Raw genomic sequence first — 19,004 nt, 5'->3', positions numbered from 1 at the left:
TAATGACAAACGTTTATTCAGTACGTCTACTTGCATTCTTTCTTGTGCTTATCATTCTCTCGGGTTGTTCTGAAAACACTAGCTCTGGTGAAGATGATGAAAAAGATTTGGCAGAAATAACGGTTACACAAGAAGAGCCATTACAAGGGAAGTTTGAAGATAGTCGTCTTGAACATATGAAAGGTATGGCTGAAAATGAGAGCTTACAATTGTTCGTAGAAGAAGAAACGGCAAACATGGCTGTCCACAACAAAAATAGTGGGGAAATCTGGTATAGTAACCCCCCTGAAAGAGATCAGGATTCGATTGCTTCTGGAGTGAATGCTGATTTACTATCTTCCCAGCTTCAGATGCAGTTTTTGAATCAATTTGGTCAAGGGAGTACGCTCAATACATTTTCAGATAGTATCGCACACGAACAATATCGTATTGAAGAGATTCCAGACGGCATTCGAGTCGTCTATCAATTCGGTCAAGCGGAACAATCAGCAGGGGATCTGCCTTTAATGTTAAGTCAGGAAAGATTTGAAGAACTAACAGGCTTATTAGATAGCACAGGTGAGCGAGCTTTAATGATAGCGTATACACAAAATAGAGAGACTGGTATCTATGAACGAAATGATAGTGCATTAAATGGCCTTCAGCTTCAACGAGCATTGGATGCCTTTGAACAAACGGGATACTCAGAGGAAGACCTAGAACAAGATATGGCTGAGCTAAATTTCACACAAGAATCCGAAGCTGGGAGAGTGTTTCTAGCAGCTATTGAATATACATTAGATGGCGATAGTTTATTAGTAAGAGTACCTGTTTCAGATATACAGTTTTCTGAACAATTCCCTGTGCACCAAATTGCCATGATGCGATTTTTTGGAGCAGCAGATAGTGAAGAAGAAGGCTCGATATTTGTTCCTGACGGGTCAGGAGCGTTGATTCACTTTAATAATGGGAAAACGCGACATCCATCCTATCAACAATCTGTGTTTGGCACGGACCTCTCTACTGTATTAACGACTGAAACAAGGACAGAGGAAACGGTTAGGCTCCCAGTATTCGGATTAATAAGGGATGAAAGCGAAGCCATGTTAGGAATCATTGAAGAAGGGGCTTCGGTGGCAAGAATTAATGCAGATATCAGTGGAAGATTAAACAGCTACAACTCTGTTTATCCGACATTTACTGTGGTTGGAAAAGGAGATGTAACGTTAGAGGCAGACCAACAGGAACGTACGATTCCGCGGTTCCAAGAGGAAGCCATGAAGTCAGATTTTGCGGTTCGTTATGTGTTTTTAGATGGGGAAGATGCGACATACACTGGGATGGCTTCCTATTATCGTGATTATCTCGTCCAACAAGATCAGTTGCCACTGAAAGCAGAGGCTACTGGGGAAGAGGATATTCCATTCTTCTTGCAGTTAATTGGAAGTGCTACAAAACAAAAGCATTTCGCCGGAGTGCCATACCGATCACTAGAATCACTAACAACATTTGAACAAGCGGAACATATCATTGAAGAAATGAAAGCAGAACAAATAAATAACATCCAGCTTAATTACACTGGGTGGTTTAATAAGGGTGTTCATCATAAAGTCGCTGATTCTATTAGTGTAGATCGTTCAATAGGTGGCAGACGTGGACTGGATGATTTCATTGACTTTACAGAAGCGCAAGGAGTGGAACTTTACCCAGAGGTAGCGATGTTAAATGTCCATTCAACTTCAGGGTTCAGTACTCGAAGTGAAGCTTCTAGAACGTTAACCAGTGTCCCTGCGACAATTTATCCATTAAATTTAGCATTGAATTCGAGAGATCGAACGCAAGATCCGTCTTATGTTTTGTCTCCACGTTTAGTAGAGGAATATACAGCAAGCATGTTACATGATTTTTCTAGGCACAATGCATCTGGTGTTGGTCTTCGAGACCTGGCAGATTCACTAAACAGTGATTTTAGAAGGAACGAACAGCTGGACCGAACGGAATCAGAAGCCATTTCCAAAAACGCATTAGAGCTTATCCAAAGCGAGAACCTAAACATGATGGCAAGTGGGGGGAATTCCTATGCCTTGCCTTATCTAAAAAATATTATTAATGCACCGATGAGTAATAGTGGATTCAAGCTGCAGGATGAAGCCATTCCTTTCTATCAAATGGTTATACGTGGACATATTGATTATTCTGGGGCGCCATATAATTTGTCAACAAACCTCAGTGACAGTGATTATATTTTAAAAGCATTAGAATACGGTGCAAATGTTCACTTTAAATGGATGTATGAGCCAAATGAAACGTTAAAGGATACAAGTTTCAATTATCTTTATGCTGTGAATTATAACCAATGGTTTGACCAAGCTGTGGATCTATATCATGAAGTGAATGATGTGTTAAAAAACGTGGCGAATCAATCAATCACTTCCCATCAAAAACTGGATGATGGGGTGTTTGAGACAATCTATGAGAATGGGGTCTCCATCATTGTTAACTATAACCACGAACCAGTTACTGTCGAAGGAGAAGCAATAGAAGCACAAGGCTATCTCGTTGGAGGTGATAAATAAATGAATACCTTAAAAAAAGCAGGTTTGTCATTTCAAACGTATGAAGGTCAAAAGAGATTGTGGGGTATTCTATTTGTTGCACCTTGGTTGCTTGGATTTGTATTCTTCTTCATGGTTCCATTAGTGAATTCTTTGCGATACAGCTTAAGTAATATCGAAGCTAGCTCTGAAGGAATTCAAGTAACGTATATCGGATTTTCTAATTTTATTGAAGCGTTGACGGTTAATTCCAGCTTTAATCGTCAATTGTTAGAATCGATTATGAACATTGTCATTAATGTACCACTTATTCTCATATTCAGCTTGTTCTTGGCAGTGTTGTTAAATCAACAGTTTTTTGGGAGATCGGTTGCTCGTTCGATCTTTTTCCTGCCAGTCATATTGGCGTCAGGAGTTATTTTAAGCTTAGAGCAAACAAGTCTCGTACAAGAAATTAATCAACAGAACGCGACCTCTGGAGGACTAGCAAACGTAATGGGCTCCTTTGAACTGCAACGAATCATGCTAAGAGCAGGCGTCAATGAATACATTGTCGTCTACCTTACAGGAGCGGTTGATCGAATATACGAAATCGTAAGTCAATCGGGGGTGCAGATCCTCATCTTCCTAGCAGGCATTCAGACGATTTCGCCGCAATTGTATGAAGCCTCCAAAATTGAGGGAGCTACGGGATATGAGGCATTTTGGAAGATTACACTACCCATGGTAAGTCCACTTATATTAGTGAACCTGGTCTATACAATTATTGATTCTTTTTCTCGAAGTCCAGTCACAGATCTGGTCATGTCTGTCGGATTCGATAACTTTAACTTCGGGTTAAGCTCTGCTATGGCATGGATTTACTTTCTTTCAATTATGATTATCCTGCTCACCAGCGTGTTTTTAATCTCTAAGAAGGTATTTTATCAAGAGTAGTTGACTACAGACTGTTTTCTTACGGCACCATTAGATTGCTTTTGATGGAATAAATATGAAGGGGTGAATGTATTGACCTTACTACGAATGTTTACGTTGGAAAGAATGAAGAATTGGCTATGGTCATTTGTGAGGTTTGTGTTAATAGCTGGCCTTTCGTTTATTATTCTATATCCAATCCTTCAAAAAATTTCAACAGCCATTAAACATCAAAGTGACTTATATTCCCCAATAGTTGTTTGGATTCCTGAGACGTATACACTTGAGAATTTCAGGAATGCGATGTCGATCATGAATTATTGGGACACTCTATTAAATACATTTCTTTTAGCAGGGGTAACAACCATATTAACAGCTGCTTCCTGTGCTCTTGCAGGCTATGCATTTGCAAGATTATTAAAATCAAGGTGGAGCAAACTATTATTTGCTGGTGTGATCTTAACGATCTTAGTTCCGCCTACAACGATATTAATACCGATGTACATGAATTTAAGGGAATTTAGTATGTTCGGGTTGATTCCATTATTAACAGGGGATTCTGTGAATTTATTAGATTCTTATTGGCCATTTATTTTAACTTCCATGACCGCTAATTCATTAAAGGCTGGATTGTTTATTTTTATCTTTACTCAATTTTTTAGAGGTATTCCTAAAGCAATTGAAGAGGCTGCTTACATTGATGGCGCAGGAGTTGGCACAACGTTTTTTCGGATCATGTTACCGAACGCCGTCCCAGCCATTGTTACGGTTATTTTATTCTCCTTTGTCTGGCAATGGAATGATAGCTTCTATACGACAACCTATTTAACATCTAGTAATGTCATGGCTACGCAGCTATCATCCTTACCGTATAATTTATCGATGTTTTTGGACGGTGGAGAAACGGCAAGTGCAGATCCATTTTATTTAAGTATGGTTCAAGATACGGGCATCTTATTATCAATGTTACCTCTCATCATTATGTATCTATTTGTTCAGAAATACTTCGTACAAAGTATTGAACGTACAGGAGTTGTTGGATAAGGTTTGTACAATTAAAATACAATTCTCCCTAAAGAAAGCAGGAGATTGGATCAAGAAGAAAGAAAGTATATCAAGGGAATGAAAGCGCTTTAAAATTATGAATGGGGTGTTTTTTAATATGGTACATTCGACGATTAAACAGCATCAACAATTACGTGATATGTTCGCTGACGATTTTTACATTGGAGCGGCTGTCACTCCTTTCACCATCCAAAAGCAGGAAGGGCTTATTACCCATCATTTTAATAGTGTGACGGCAGAGAATGAAATGAAATTTGTAAGTGTTCATCCTACAGAAGATGAGTACACATTTGAGAAGGCAGATAAAATTATGTCATTTGCTAAGGAAAATAATTTAAATGTAAGGGGGCATACATTAGTTTGGCATAACCAGACCTCTGATTGGATCTTTGAGAATGAGGATGGATCTACACCTACTAGGAATCAATTATTAGAACGAATGAAATCGCATATAAACACAGTAATGGGTCGATACAAAGGACAGATTTATGCTTGGGATGTCGTAAATGAAGCGATCTCTGATCAAGATGGAGAATTTTTACGACCATCTAAGTGGTTAGATATCATTGGGGAAGACTTCATTGCAAAAGCATTTGAATTTGCGAGGGAAGCGGATCCAAACGCATTGTTATTTTATAATGATTACAACGAGGTAAATCCCGAAAAGCGTGATAAGATTTATAAGCTTGTAAAGTCATTACTAGATCAAGGGGTGCCTATTGATGGCATCGGTCTCCAAGGTCATTGGAATGTGTATTCTCCTTCCATTGATCTTATTCGTGAAGCAATTGAGAAGTATGCAAGCTTAGACGTGAAGTTACATATCACAGAATTAGATATCTCCGTCTTTGCTCATGAAGATAAGCGCACAGATCTAAAAGAGCCAACAGAAGAGATGATGACACTTCAAGCGGAAAGATATAAGGAGATTTTTCAAGTATTTAAAGACTATCGAAAGCATCTTACTTCTGTGACATTCTGGGGCGTAGCTGACGATTACACGTGGCTAGACAATTTTCCAGTAAAGGGAAGAAAAAACTGGCCATTTTTATTTGACGAAAATCATTCACCAAAGCAATCATATCAGGAATTAACGAGGCTTCACGATTCATAGAGGAGAAATGTTTTGTAGGAGGAATAAGAATGAGTCCGATTACAGTAAGGAATCCAATAATATGGGCGGATGTCCCTGATATTAGCGTCATCCGAGTAGAAGATACCTATTATATGGTAAGTACAAGCATGCATTCTATGCCAGGCTGCCCCATATTAAAGTCAAATAATTTAAGAGACTGGGAGCTTCATAGCTATGTGTATGAAACCTTAGAAGCAAATGACGCTCATGAATTAAAAGGTGGTTCACACATTTACGGAAAAGGAATGTGGGCAGCTAGCTTACGTTATCACAATCATATGTTTTATGTATGTTTTTCGGCGAATGATACGAAACAGTTTTATATTTATACGACAGACGATATTGAATCTGGAAACTGGGATAGGCATGTGATAGATGGCTTAAGACATGACCCGAGTCTCTTTTTTGATGAAGAACACACATATGTCATTCATGGAAATGGTCGTATCATGATCACAGAATTAACTGCAGATGCCACGGCCTTAAAGCCTAACGGAATCAATCAACTGTTGCTTGAGACAGAAAAAGAAGGAATGGGACTTCGTGCAGAAGGCTGCCATGCATACAAAATGAATGGATATTATTATTTATTTTTTATTGAATGGCCAAGTGTTGGAAATAAAAGAAGAAGAGAAGTGTGTTATCGTTCAGAAAGCTTATTCGGACCTTATGAATCTAGAATTGTACTTGATGATGATATGAATTTCTATAATAATGGCGTCGCTCAGGGTGGTATTGTGGATACACCAGAAAGAGAATGGTATGCGGTTTTATTTCAAGATCGTGGAGCGGTAGGGCGAGTTCCTATCCTAGTTCCTATGCATTGGTCAGACGATTGGCCCGTTTTAGGGATTGATGGCAAGGTGCCAGAAGAATTTGAAGCCAAATTGCCAGAGGGAGAAAAGAAGCCGTTAACCATAAGTGATGATTTTCAGTCGGCTGAACAGCACTTACCACTTCAGTGGCAGTGGAATCATAATCCTGATCATGAGCTATGGTCATTAACGAAGAATAAAGGGTATCTCACATTAGAAGCGGGGCATGTCACAAAAAGTGTAGAGTTTGCTCGGAATACATTAACACAACGAACGGAGGGTCCGTGGTGTAGTGCATCGACTAGCTTAGATATTAGTGAAATGATACCAGGTAATCGAGCGGGGTTAGTTGCGTTACAACACGATTTTGGGGCTGTGGGAGTTGAAATCTCTTCAAATGGCAAGGCGTTTATTACATTGTATATCAGAGGAGAGGACGGTTCAGATAAATGTATCGAATCCATTCCTTATGATGGGAACACCATTGTCTTAAAAGCTGATTTTAACTTTCATCAGCTTCAGGATACAGTAGATTTTTATTACTCATCAGAAGGTAATGAATGGAATAAAATAGGAGAAAGACTACAATTGAAATACACGCTAACCCATTTCATGGGGGTTAGAATCGGGTTATATCATTTTGCAACGGAACAAATCGGTGGTGTCGCTAAATTTGAATATTTTCAATATGATACGTCCGAAACTGCAGCAGACTCAATCAATGAAAAGTAAACAATGATGATTAATGCCATTCTCATTCTTACCTATAAAGGAAAAGGGGATGGCTTTTTACTACTAGATCAATGATTGGGCAGTATTTGGAACATGGGTAACAAAAAAGATGAGGTGGATACGTTGGGTAAATGGCGTGGAAACAAGATTGTTTTTAGCGTTACGTTGCTCTTTGGCTTTTTGTTAGGGTGTTCTGAAACTCAAAACACAGATGACGAACCAATCGTCATAGAAGATGGTGGCAAATACGAAGATATAGGTTTAAGTAAATTTGATTCAAATATAGATGTCTCCTTTGTTAGAGGAACAACTGATAATGTAAGACAGCTAGAAAATCGATTTCCCAATGATACATTAGTAGAAAATCGTTGGACGGAATTATTTTATGATGTACTAGGAATAAATGTTCAATTCAAGTGGGTAGAGGAAGATATCGTTTATCATAAAAAGCTAGCGAACGATCTGATGTCTGGTGATTTAGCAGACATTGTTAGAGTCAATCGGCAGCAATTAAGAGAGCTTGAAAGAGCCAACCTCATTGAAGATTTAACGGAAGTGTACGAAACTTATGCGACCCCCTTAACTACACAAGTGATGAAACAAGATGAGGAAAATCCTTTTGAAGCAGCAATGATTAATGAGAAATTAATGGGGATTCCTGTGATAGGGTCTTCTGTAGATATAGCACAGTATATCTGGATTCGCACGGATTGGCTTGAACAGCTAGAACTAGAGCCTCCTGAGACAATGGATGATGTACTGGAAATTTCGAAAGCGTTTACACATAGGGATTTAAATCAAAATGGAAATGCAGATCATCAGTTTGGATTAGCTATCTCAAAGTTTTTATGGGATCCAATTATGAGCCTTACTGGTTTTATGGCAGGTTATCAAGCATATCCTACGATTTGGCTTGAGGATGAATCGGGCAACTTAATGTATGGAGGAATTCAGCCTGAAGTAAAAGATGCATTGCTTGTCCTCCAACAGATGTATCAAGATGGGCAGATTGATGAAGAATTTTTCTTGAAGGATGGATCAAAAATAAAAGAACAAATCAATAATGGAGAAGTAGGGATGCTCTACGGGGAGCAATGGGCACCATTTTTTGTTCAGGGAAGTAAAGAAATTGATTCTAATGCAGAGTGGAAAGCCTTCCCCATCGTTTCTAGTAATGAGGAACTCCCCTATGTCCCTATTAAAAATCAAAGCGAATATTTTTGGGTAGTAAAAAGCGGATTTGATCACCCTGAAGCTCTCGTCAAAATGATTAATTTGTATCTCGAAAAAAATTGGGGCGAGACCGCAGAGTATGAAACATATTACAGTACGCCTCATCCTATATGGCAATTGGCGCCCATTTCACAGTCCCCTCCACTGAAAAATTATCACGCATTTTTAGATATTCAAGAGGCACAGAGGAATGACACATTAGATGAGTTAGTGGGAGAGGCTAGAGCCATTCAGGGTAAAATCACTGATTATGTAGAGAACAATGACATGGATGGTTGGGGTTGGTATTTAGCTTATGGTGAAGAAGGGGCATATTCCATCCTCGATTCCTATCAAGCTAACAATCAGCTTTTACATGATCAAATGGTTCATGCACCAACAGATGCAGTCGTTGAGTACATCCCTATTTTATATAATCTACAACTGGATGCCTATAAGAGTATTATCATGGGGACTCCCATCGATAATTTTGATGAGTTTGTGGAGAATTGGAAGAGGATAGGCGGAGATAAAATGACAGACGAGTTAAACGAAGTTCATCATCAACGTTGATATGGAAAAGGTTTAGTGGATCAGGTTCTTATTATTGTGTAATGAGTCATTCTGATGTCTAGCCTAAAACAAGCGGACAAAATAGTAGGGCAACACCTGCGGGAAGTAAGTGCCCCTTATTTTGGTAGCGACGAGGAAGAACTTATCAGGAGTCGCGCTCCATCCTTAAAATCCCCGGATACACATAATCTAAGACACTGTCTAGTGGGATGGCCCCATCTTTACAACGAATTGCCGGAGGAATGTAACATGGACAACGAACCTGTTCACTCATTACGTAAGAATTTATTCGTTCGCTTATTAGTCATGTATCATATCGTCATTCTTCCCATCGTTTTATTAGGATTGTATTTATATATATGGAGTTACAACAACGCAAGTGAAGAAATATCTAAACATACGTCTATACAGCTACACTCATATCTAGAGCATTTAGATAGAGAAATAGAGTGGATTGAGGGACAAAAATATGACCTACTTCATGAGGATGCATTACGACAAATCGCCCTCATATGGAATAAGATGGATGGAGTAGAGAAGAATACACACATCAATTATATAACGAATCGATTAGTTTCTATTACAAACACTAGTCCCTATATTGAAGATATTTACATCCATATCCCCTCTATTTCTAAAACAATTTCCGCGCTAAACGGAGTAGATGATTTTAATGATGAAAATTATCGAATAAATCAACTAAATATTCAACATACAAGCAGGTACATTATTAATCAAAACGATGCCTCTTTATACTTGAACTCGGTCATTATGAATAAAGATATTGATGGTCAAGAACTCTATTCTCTGCAAATTGTATTAGATAAAGAGGAATTAGTGCATTCACTAGATTTAATCAATATGTATGAAGAAAACGAAACGGTCTTATTTTCAGGGGACAGGCAAGTGTTGTGGGCATCGAGTGAGGCATCTGAAGAGATGTTACATGAATATGTATCAAGTGTGAATGATCGATCTGATTTAGATTCTAAGGTCATCGAAATGGCAGGTGTGGAGTATCGCTTTGACGGTGTCTATTCAGAGGGTCGTGATCTTATTCTCGTTAGTTATTTGCCTGATGAAATGGTCAAAAAACCTTTGAATATCTTTCGGAATTGGGTATGGGTATTTGGTTTATTTACGGTCATTGCAATTATTATCTATTCCTATTTTACGTACAAACATGTTCATCAACCATTGTTACATCTTGTGGATGGGTTTAAGCATATTGAGAAGGGAAACCTCGATCAAACGATAGAACATAATAAAACAGATGAATTTGGGTTTATATATAATCGTTACAACGAAATGATAGTAAAGTTAAAAACGCTTATTGATCGGGATTATAAGCAGAAGCTCATGTTCCAGAAGGCAGAGCTAAAGCAGCTCCAATCTCAAATTAATCCCCATTTTTTATATAATAGTTTTTTTATCATAAATTCTTTAGCTAAAACAGAAGACACAGAAAGAATAGAAGCATTTACAAAAATGCTAGGAGAATATTATAAATTTATTACTAGAAATGAAGATAATTTAGTTCCATTAGTTGAAGAAATGAAGCATGCACGAATGTATACAGATATCCAAAACATGCGATTCTCAAGAAGAATTCAGGTTCAGTTTGATGAACTGCCTGAGTCTATTGAACAAATGCTGGTACCAAAGCTTATTGTCCAGCCAATTATAGAAAACGCATATAAATACATCTTAGAAAAAATGACGCAAAAAGGTTTTTTGAGAATTACGTTTCAACATCAACAAAATGAAGTCCTGATTGTGGTGGAAGACAACGGAAATGTCTTAAGTGATGAGAAAATAAGGTCATTGGATCTTCGAGTGAAAAACACAGACAAACAGCAGGAGCTAAGCGGTTTAATGAATATCCATAGAAGGATTGAATTGCTCTATGAAAACGGAAGTGGCCTGTTCTTATCAAAAAGTGAGCTAAATGGATTAAAAGTAACGATCCGATTGCTAGGAAAGGAGGAGAATAAGGTTGTTTAGATTATTAATTGTTGATGATGAAGAAATTATTACGGATGCCCTATATGATGTATTTTGCCAGCTAATGCCTGAGCAGCTTGATGTATGTAAAGCATATTCAGGCGAAGAAGCATTAGATTGGTTATCTAGGACAAGAATAGATATTGTGTTAACAGATATATCGATGCCGGGTTTATGCGGCTTAAAGCTGGTAGAGCGAATTCAAGATTACTGGCCCAGGTGTAAGGTGATTTTTCTGACGGGATATAATAATTTCGAGTATATTTACCAAGCGATGCAAATGAATCATGTTCGATATTTGTTAAAAACAGAAGGCTTTGAAAAAGTGACGGAGACAGTAAAAAAGGTAATAAAGGAAATCAAACAAAATCATCTCGATCAATATTTAGTAGAGCAAACGAAGGAGCAAAAGTTAGCCTATGAATTAATGGCACAGGGTGACTTTATGAGACATGTCTTAAAAAAGAGCAAATTGATATGTGATTCCAGTTTGGGTTTAACCAATGAGTTCAAACAACTTAATATTCGGTTAAATCCCATGGAGGACATCTATCTTGTTCTCGCAAAAGTAGATTATTCGCCAGAAACAACATATACAGAGCGTAGTAATATGTTATATCGTGTTCGATTAATATGGGATCATCATTTATCAAAACAACTAGATAGTATTGGGATCGTAGACCGTTATGGGGGAATCGTATGGTTTATTCAGCCAAAGCGTTATAACCAAGATCAAATCAACCAGCTAGTGAAATATATGGAAGGGTCACTAGAGCTCATTCAAGAAGAATGCTCAGATTCATTGGATTTAAAAATTCATTTTACAATAAGTACAGAGCTAAGCAAGTGGGAAGATATTACGCAAAAATATGAAAAGCTACGCCAATCTCAATTATTAAAAGTAGGGGATGACTATAGAGAGATATTAAAAGAGTACGTTGAAGCGGAGCAAGACATAAAGCGAGGATTCAACTCTAATCAAAAGGTAGAATTATTAACCTCACATTTAGAAGCCAATCGAGAAAAAGAGTTTTTCGATGAAGTGAAAGAGGTGCAATCATATGCTGAAGATAGGAATTATTCACAGCAAATGGAGGCCTATTTTTCGATTGCCCTTGTCTTACACTCATTTATTAACTTAAATGGACTGCATAAAAAAATAACAAACGCTGAAAAATTATTAAAAATGGAAGAGCATTCGTACATGAACGAAGGCTATTCCTATCTCAACAAAGTGGCAAGGGACATCTTCCGCCTGAAACGCACAGAGAATAGAGATAGAGCAGCCGTTGTCATTGATCGAATCAGCAACTATATTGAAGAGCACTTAAGCGAAGATTTATCATTAGTTCGATTAGCTGAAATTCATTTTTTTAATCCATCCTATCTGTCACACCTTTTTAAGCAAGAAAGAGGCATTAATTTATCAGAACATATTGATAAATGTCGGGTGAGAAGAGCAAAAGAATTATTGCAGGATGGAAATCTAAAAATCAGGGAAGTAAGTAAGCTCGTTGGCTACCATACAGCCCACTCGTTTACTAGATTCTTTAAAAAGACCACTGGTATGACCCCGAAAGAATATCGTGAAGTGTTATCTCAGAAGCTATAGTTAAGGAAACCCGTACTTACAGCATTCTTGAAGCCACAAAAAAACATCAGTCGAGAATATGAGAGCTGTTCCTCAGTGGAGGGCAGCTTTTTTTGCGGAAGATGACCCGAGTGGTGCGGTGTTAGAGTTAGTATACGCGAGAGCAAGAAAGCTCAGTTTAGCAAACGTAATGCTCACAGCCCCGCGTATGGCAGGAAATGCGCGATAAGATGAAAAATGCGCTAAAAGCAAAGTGCCATGCTCGAAAACATCAGGTCAATGCGCGGAAAAGCGGAGTGAGCGCGCGGAAGCAGGTGAGCGCCACGTGGTGTGACAAACCACATCGCCTCAAATCCCCTCACCCCAAAAAAGCTCCCCCACCACACGCGGGGCAGCTTCTTCTTCTTTACATCAATGATGAAATCCGCCACTCATTGAATCTAACTCAAATGAATTTAGCACTTCATCATCTGGACCTATTATTTCAATGGTGTGTGAGTCATACCAGCTTTCGTCATTAGAAATAATGGATAGGAACGTCTGATTTTCGATTGGAACGGTCACGGTTTCGCCTGAGTAGATAATTTGTGCTTCAACGGCTTCAGGGATTGGCGTGTAACCGAATGTCACGTAAGTGTATCTATAATCCGGGTCATGCCAATTTCCTGATTCAAAGCGCTGGGTTTGGGTTCCGTTTGTTCCGGAGCGGCTATAGCCATTCTCTAGAACTAGGCCACTGACCGGAATTCTAATAAATGTTTCTCCCTCTACATCCAACCTCTCAAGACCTAAATCCGTGGCATTACTGTTGTAGATGGCTAGCGCCAGCTCATCGCCAACATCCTCCCAAAGCACTTCAATTTCGGAGCCTTCAGGGTGGCTAGCAGCAATGGCTTCCTCCACTGTTGGATAAGGTGTATCATCCACATAAATTTCACCTGGAGACAGTGAGTACATGGCTCCTCCATAGGATGAAACAAACAACAGCGCTAACATTAAGGATGGGGCCCATGTGTTTCTAGTTAACAATAATATAGCTAAGCCAGCGAGTAGAAAGATAATCCCGAGGTACAGAAAAATAAACCCTACTGGACCTGGTGAAAAGGTCAATAATTGGTATTGTGATAAAGGCTCTTGGATAAAAAATGCCGTGATTGGATTAACGGGTTCATATTCCAAGGTCCTCAATACCTCATGTGGCGGCTCTGTTTCAGACATGAAACCTGTGACGGCAAAAATAAAAAATGCAATCACAGATTCAGCGCGAAAGGATCGTCGAAGCTGTGGTTCAGATAATCTCGGTTTTTTTAAGCTCAGAAGCACGAGGTGCCGCAGCCCAAAGAACAGCAAGGGCACATAGAGCAAGTGTTTTACAAATAACAAATGACCATAGGTAATTAAAATGCCATTAAAATAATCCTCGGTCACGCGGGTTACCAAAAAAATGCCCGATAATGTAAGCAAGAGCACAGCTCCTGCGGCTACGGGAGAAAACCATTTATGAAGACTTTGGCTATCAGGTAGCTTTGAAGCAAACCAGCCCATTAAGAATAGTGGACCGATCCAAGCCACAATACTGGAGAAATGAATAAATGTAGAAATAACGCCCATCCAGCCATATAAGGAGGCACCATGACTAGCCCAGCTGGCCCCGAGCATAAGTAAGATCATGCCAAAAGCCAGAAGGTAAAAACGTATGGTTTCAGACATAGCTATGCGATGAACAACTAACATAACAACTGTAATCACGCTAACAAAAACTAAGGCCTGCCCAGTTGAATAAGTTAGCAGGACGGAACTTATAGCATCTCCCCAGTTTGCATTAAATCGATTAACAAGTGTGACGACCACATTCATAGTGCTAACGGCCATTAAAATAGGGATAGAAAGCAGGACGCTCTCAATGGTTGTTTTTTGTATGGTTAAAATGGCTTGAAAACGGTTAGGAATAAGGTGGAGAATATAATAACCACCTACAATGGTTAAAGCCATATATAAAAACAGATTGGATATTTGTACGATCATTTTGAACTGCCTCCGAACGGTTAGGTCTCATCTACATTGTAACCACCTAATTTAAAAAGAGACAAGCATCAGCACAAAAGTCAGGGTGATAAGCAAATGGTTTGTGACGAGCGAGTTCACAAAGCAGCAGGTTTGTTGTAAATAGTCATCATCATGTGATGACAGCTAAAGGACAAAGAGTTATCTTATAAGAGAGCAATAAGTGGTAAGAAGGGAAGTAGATGAAACGATGGTAAATAAATATAAACGTATGGTAATGGGGATTGCTACTGCAGTACTACTCTGTTTTATATACCCTGCAACAGCGAGCGCGCACTCGCAACTTGAATCCTCTGTACCTGAAGATGGTCAAACAGTTGAGGAAAGCCTAGATACGATTACGATTCATTTTAGCGGGGGAATTGAAGCGGCAAGCACAATGTCTCTAATAAAGGATAATGAAGAAGAGATAGCGCTTGAAATAGAAGTTGATGGATCCACACTAACAGCTCGTGTGGAGCAGCCGTTGGCAAATGGTGAATATGAAGCGATGTATACGATCTTGAGTGAAGATACTCACCCTGTAGAAGGAGCATTCTCTTTTACGGTTGCTACTGAGGAAGAATCTACGATAGAAGAGAAGCCTGATCAAACAGAGGCTCCACCAGTTGAAGAAGAGCAGGAGGAAGCGGTCGAAGCGCCTGATCAGCAAGCATCAGATGCTAATACCGAATCCGCAGGCCTAGGCATTGGCTGGATCATTGCTCTTGTTGCAATAGCTGGAATTCTTTCCGGGGTTGTCATGAGATTGGTTAAGCGTAAGTCATAAGAGGTCATTAAGAGCCGAGCAATGAAGTGATTCTATCAAATCACTTCATTGCTCGGCTCTTCTACGTTAGGTAATGATATAAAGATACGTTACCCACCGGAATATATTTAAATTTTCTCCTGGAGCGGTGGAAAGAGGCCCATTTCTAGATGACTTGTTCAGTGGTCTCAATTAAAAGATTCAATGAGATAAATCGAAGCAGTTGGGTTAACTCATGACCTTCCCTTGGGTAAGTACCCCTATTTTCGGGAGCGGTAGCCGAAGAGATAAAACTACTTTACACATAAACAAGGACTTTATCAATAATCGAAACAAGATCAGAATTCAGCAGTGAACATCTGCTTCGTAATTGGTAAGCTAACGCTATCCAATTACAAATCTTTGCTCCAAAGTAATGAATGTTCGTAGAAATAGCTCCCATAGGAACAAGACTTAAATCACGTTACACCAAATGAATTAAGGAGTAAGGCTTGAATTCAAAACAATTGAACAAAAGGTTCAGATATTTCAAATTGCGTAAACAAAAACCTCCTAGTATAGTAAAATCAACTAATTAAACCGATAGAATTTGTTGGTTTAGAGGAGGCATATATGCAAAAAAGACAGATGCATTTGGGCGTTTTTCTTATGGGGTTTGGCCATCATCTTGCCTCGTGGAGACAGGCAGATACGCCAGCTGATAGCCCGGAGGATATAGATTTTTATATTGATATTGCAAAAACAGCTGAGCAAGGTAAGTTTGATCTGCTTTTTGTCAGTGATGGCTTATCCTTTAATGAAAGGTCACACCCTTCTGAGCTTGTACGATTTGAGCCATTAACCTTACTTGGGGCACTTAGTATTGCAACAAAGTCGATTGGACTAGCAGCAACCGCCACAACGACCTACAATGAACCATTTCACTTAGCTAGAAAGTTCTTGTCATTAGACCACTTGAACAAAGGCAGAACGGGCTGGAATGTAGTCACCTCATATTATCAAGGAGAAGCGAACAATTTTAACCAGAATGATCATATGAAGCATGATGAACGTTATGTTCGTGCAGATGAATTTGTAGAGGTCGTCAAAAAGCTTTGGAATAGCTGGGAGACTGACGCTCTGGTTCGTGACAAGGCAACAGGCACGTATTTTGACCAGAAGAAGCTGCATGCCCAACATCATGAGGGAAGATATTTCTCTGTAGCTGGTCCTTTAAATACATCGCGCTCTAAGCAAGGAGAACCAGTCATTATTCAAGCTGGATCATCTGAACAGGGAAGAGCATTTGCGGCTAAGCACGCAGAGGTCATCTTTACTGCGCAGCAAACAATAGAAGAGGCACTGAAATTTGCAAATGATATTCAATCTAAGGCAGTGGAGCATGGGCGTGATCCAAGCAAGGTGAAAATTTTACCAGGAGTCATTCCAATTGTTGCATTAACAGAAGAAGAAGCATGGGAAAAGTATAATGAGCTGCAGGATCTCATTGTACCTGAAGTTGGACTTGAACTCTTAAGTGAATACATGGGTGGCTTTGACTTTTCTCAATTTGATTTGGATGGCCCGTTGCCAACCGAACTCCCAGAATACAATGGAAATCAAAGTAGGAAACAGCTCATTATTGATATGGCAAAGCGTGAGCAGCTCACCGTACGCCAGCTTTATCAGAAGATAGCAGGAGGGCGTGGTCACCGATTAATTATCGGTAATCCGGAGCAGGTAGCGGATGATCTTCAGCTTTGGTTTGAGTCTGGTGCTTGTGACGGCTTTAATTTACTTTTTGCTAGATATCCTGGAGGGTTAGATGACTTTGTAGAGTTGGTTGTACCTATCCTTCAAGAACGAGGAATCTTTCGTAAGCAGTACAGTGGAGAGACGTTAAGAGATCATTTAGGCTTAGACGTTCCGAGCTTTAGAACGGAAAAACAAGTATCTAATCAAACGTTTGTTTAACAAAAAGTCCGTTAAGAAATGTAACGGCGCCGTTGCAGGATAGCGATAGATCACTTAAAATATGGCTATATCTATATATGGATATAACATCGTATAACCTTGGTAATATGGACCAAGGGTTTCTACTTAGGAGCCTTAAACTTCCTAGCTACGAGAATAGGTTTGCCCTATTTTTGTAGCTATTTTTTGTGGGCAAATCTTCTTTCATTTTGATAAAGGAGTGAAATAAGTGGGAAGCATTCTAATTAAGCAGGCTGAAATTGTTACCATGAACAAGGACGAAGACATCTTTATCGGGGATATTTTGATTGAAGACACCAGAATCAAGGGAATTGGAAGGCGTCTTGAGAATGTAAAGGCGGATAAAATCATTGATGGTCGTGGAAAAACGGTCATCCCAGGCTTTGTGCAAACACATATTCATCTCTGTCAGACGGCCTTTCGTGGCAAGGGAGACGACCTTGAATTAATGGATTGGCTCCAGAAGCGAATTTGGCCATTGGAGGCCGCACATGACGAGGAATCAGTCTATTACTCAGCCATGCTCGGCATTGGCGAACTGATTCAAAGTGGCACCACCTCCATTGTCGATATGGAAACCGTTCATCACACAGAGTCGGCTTTCCAAGCGATTGCATCGACTGGTATTAGAGCACTCGCCGGTAAGGTGATGATGGATAAAGGTACAGAGGTTCCAAAGGCACTGCAGGAGAACACACAGCAATCTATTCAACAAAGCGTGGATTTACTTGAGAAATGGCATGGCTATGATCAAGGAAGAATTCAGTATGCCTTTACGCCAAGATTTGTTGTTTCCTGCACGGAACCATTGTTAAAGGAAGTGAGCAAGTTATCTGAGCATTATCAGGTGAAGGTTCATACACACGCCTCAGAGAATCGAGGCGAGATTGAGATTGTTCAAGCGGAGACGGGTATGCGCAACGTAGTGTACCTAGATCACTTAGGCCTTGCCAATGACCGCTTAATCCTTGCACACTGTGTCTGGCTGGATGCAGAGGAAAAACGCATTTTGAAAGAACGTGGTGTAAAAGTCACACACTGCCCTGGATCTAATTTAAAGCTTGCATCTGGGATCGCAGAAATTCCGGATTTACTAAGCCAAGACATAGCTGTCAGCCTCGGAGCAGACGGGGCACCATGTAATAATAACTTAGACATGTTTAATGAGATGAGGCTAGCCGCTCTTATTCAAAAGCCAGAGCATGGACCCACAACGATGAACGCCAGAACCGTGTTCCGAATGGCTACATTAGGTGGAGCAAAAGCGATCGGGCTTGAAAAAGAAATAGGAAGTATCGAAGTCGGCAAAAAAGCAGACCTCGCGATTCTCGATCTAAATGATTTTCACACCTACCCTTCCTTTGATGTTGATACGATCTCGCGTATCGTGTATTCAGCGACACGCGCAGACGTAGAATCAACCATGATTAACGGTCGCATCGTGATGGAAAACCGCATTATGAAAACCCTAGATAAGCAGCTAGTCTTAAATGAATCAAATCGAGTGATGAAGCGGTTAATCAAAAGGTTACCCACTTTAACTTCATAGATTACGATCCCATTTGTTCTCAGAAGAGAGGAAGTGGGATTTTTTTATTATTTTATAAAGTAAACACACCTGTTTAATTGGTTATTGAGATAT

Annotated in this window: 12 protein-coding genes and 1 riboswitch; of the genes, 11 read left to right on the top strand and 1 reads right to left on the bottom strand. The window is 39.5% G+C overall.

Annotated features, from left to right (window positions below):
• Window positions 1–2 precede the first annotated feature (2 nt).
• The 8 genes from FN960_RS04970 (at window position 3) to FN960_RS04935 (ending at window position 12,597) form a co-directional block, all read left to right on the top strand.
• Window positions 3–2,555, top strand: a complete 2,553-nt coding sequence (locus FN960_RS04970) for a DUF5696 domain-containing protein (protein WP_143847489.1) — start codon at window positions 3–5, stop codon at window positions 2,553–2,555.
• Entirely contained in the window at window positions 2,556–3,470 is a 915-nt protein-coding gene (locus FN960_RS04965; protein ID WP_143847487.1) for a carbohydrate ABC transporter permease, read from the top strand.
• Window positions 3,471–3,557: 87 nt separating this feature from the next.
• Window positions 3,558–4,493: a carbohydrate ABC transporter permease gene (locus tag FN960_RS04960; RefSeq protein WP_438799720.1), complete on the top strand. Its 936-nt coding sequence runs from the start codon at window positions 3,558–3,560 to the stop codon at window positions 4,491–4,493.
• Window positions 4,494–4,611: 118 nt separating this feature from the next.
• A complete protein-coding gene (locus FN960_RS04955; protein ID WP_143847483.1) occupies window positions 4,612–5,628 on the top strand; it encodes an endo-1,4-beta-xylanase in 1,017 nt (338 codons plus the stop codon).
• Window positions 5,629–5,657: 29 nt separating this feature from the next.
• Window positions 5,658–7,196 carry a glycoside hydrolase family 43 protein gene (locus FN960_RS04950; RefSeq protein WP_143847481.1) on the top strand — a complete coding sequence of 513 codons (1,539 nt, stop codon included), beginning with the start codon at window positions 5,658–5,660 and terminating at the stop codon, window positions 7,194–7,196.
• Between the two features lie 93 nt (window positions 7,197–7,289).
• Window positions 7,290–8,981 (top strand): type 2 periplasmic-binding domain-containing protein, encoded by a 1,692-nt coding sequence (locus tag FN960_RS04945; protein WP_143847479.1) that lies wholly within the window; start codon window positions 7,290–7,292, stop codon window positions 8,979–8,981.
• A gap of 249 nt (window positions 8,982–9,230) precedes the next feature.
• Entirely contained in the window at window positions 9,231–10,985 is a 1,755-nt protein-coding gene (locus FN960_RS04940; RefSeq protein WP_143847478.1) for a sensor histidine kinase, read from the top strand.
• Window positions 10,978–12,597, top strand: a complete 1,620-nt coding sequence (locus FN960_RS04935; RefSeq protein WP_143847476.1) for a response regulator transcription factor — start codon at window positions 10,978–10,980, stop codon at window positions 12,595–12,597. The genes FN960_RS04940 and FN960_RS04935 overlap by 8 nt, the downstream gene beginning before the upstream one ends.
• A gap of 390 nt (window positions 12,598–12,987) precedes the next feature.
• Here the strand turns inward: FN960_RS04935 and FN960_RS04930 are convergent, their stop codons facing one another.
• Complete coding sequence (locus tag FN960_RS04930; RefSeq protein WP_143847474.1) at window positions 12,988–14,601, bottom strand: CopD family protein; 1,614 nt, start codon at window positions 14,599–14,601, stop codon at window positions 12,988–12,990.
• A gap of 202 nt (window positions 14,602–14,803) precedes the next feature.
• On the opposite strand from FN960_RS04930, the gene FN960_RS04925 reads away from it, so the two are divergent.
• The 3 genes from FN960_RS04925 to FN960_RS04915 all read left to right on the top strand — a co-directional run bounded on the left by FN960_RS04925 (window position 14,804) and on the right by FN960_RS04915 (window position 18,911).
• Entirely contained in the window at window positions 14,804–15,409 is a 606-nt protein-coding gene (locus tag FN960_RS04925) for a copper resistance CopC family protein (RefSeq protein ID WP_143847472.1), read from the top strand.
• A gap of 591 nt (window positions 15,410–16,000) precedes the next feature.
• Window positions 16,001–17,341, top strand: a complete 1,341-nt coding sequence (locus tag FN960_RS04920; RefSeq protein WP_143847470.1) for an LLM class flavin-dependent oxidoreductase — start codon at window positions 16,001–16,003, stop codon at window positions 17,339–17,341.
• A gap of 69 nt (window positions 17,342–17,410) precedes the next feature.
• Window positions 17,411–17,512, top strand: a riboswitch (purine riboswitch).
• Window positions 17,513–17,570: 58 nt separating this feature from the next.
• Complete coding sequence (locus FN960_RS04915) at window positions 17,571–18,911, top strand: 5'-deoxyadenosine deaminase (protein WP_143847468.1); 1,341 nt, start codon at window positions 17,571–17,573, stop codon at window positions 18,909–18,911.
• Window positions 18,912–19,004: the final 93 nt, after the last annotated feature.

The sequence above is a fragment of the Alkalicoccobacillus porphyridii genome, assembly GCF_007293315.1.
GTDB classification, from domain to species: domain Bacteria; phylum Bacillota; class Bacilli; order Bacillales; family Bacillaceae_D; genus Alkalicoccobacillus; species Alkalicoccobacillus porphyridii.
The sequence above is the reverse complement of the archived record's forward strand: the minus strand, read 5'-3'. Positions and strand labels throughout refer to the sequence as shown.

What these genes read in the sequence shown, in the direction of transcription:
- FN960_RS04970 (WP_143847489.1), top strand. Translation starts at nt 3, where the DNA reads ATGACAAACGTTTATTCAGTACGTCTACTTGCATTCTTTCTTGTGCTT.
- FN960_RS04965 (WP_143847487.1), top strand. Translation starts at nt 2,556, where the DNA reads ATGAATACCTTAAAAAAAGCAGGTTTGTCATTTCAAACGTATGAAGGT.
- FN960_RS04960 (WP_438799720.1), top strand. Translation starts at nt 3,558, where the DNA reads ATGTTTACGTTGGAAAGAATGAAGAATTGGCTATGGTCATTTGTGAGG.
- FN960_RS04955 (WP_143847483.1), top strand. Translation starts at nt 4,612, where the DNA reads ATGGTACATTCGACGATTAAACAGCATCAACAATTACGTGATATGTTC.
- FN960_RS04950 (WP_143847481.1), top strand. Translation starts at nt 5,658, where the DNA reads ATGAGTCCGATTACAGTAAGGAATCCAATAATATGGGCGGATGTCCCT.
- FN960_RS04945 (WP_143847479.1), top strand. Translation starts at nt 7,290, where the DNA reads ATGGGTAACAAAAAAGATGAGGTGGATACGTTGGGTAAATGGCGTGGA.
- FN960_RS04940 (WP_143847478.1), top strand. Translation starts at nt 9,231, where the DNA reads ATGGACAACGAACCTGTTCACTCATTACGTAAGAATTTATTCGTTCGC.
- FN960_RS04930 (WP_143847474.1), bottom strand. Translation starts at nt 14,601, where the DNA reads ATGATCGTACAAATATCCAATCTGTTTTTATATATGGCTTTAACCATT.
- FN960_RS04920 (WP_143847470.1), top strand. Translation starts at nt 16,001, where the DNA reads ATGCAAAAAAGACAGATGCATTTGGGCGTTTTTCTTATGGGGTTTGGC.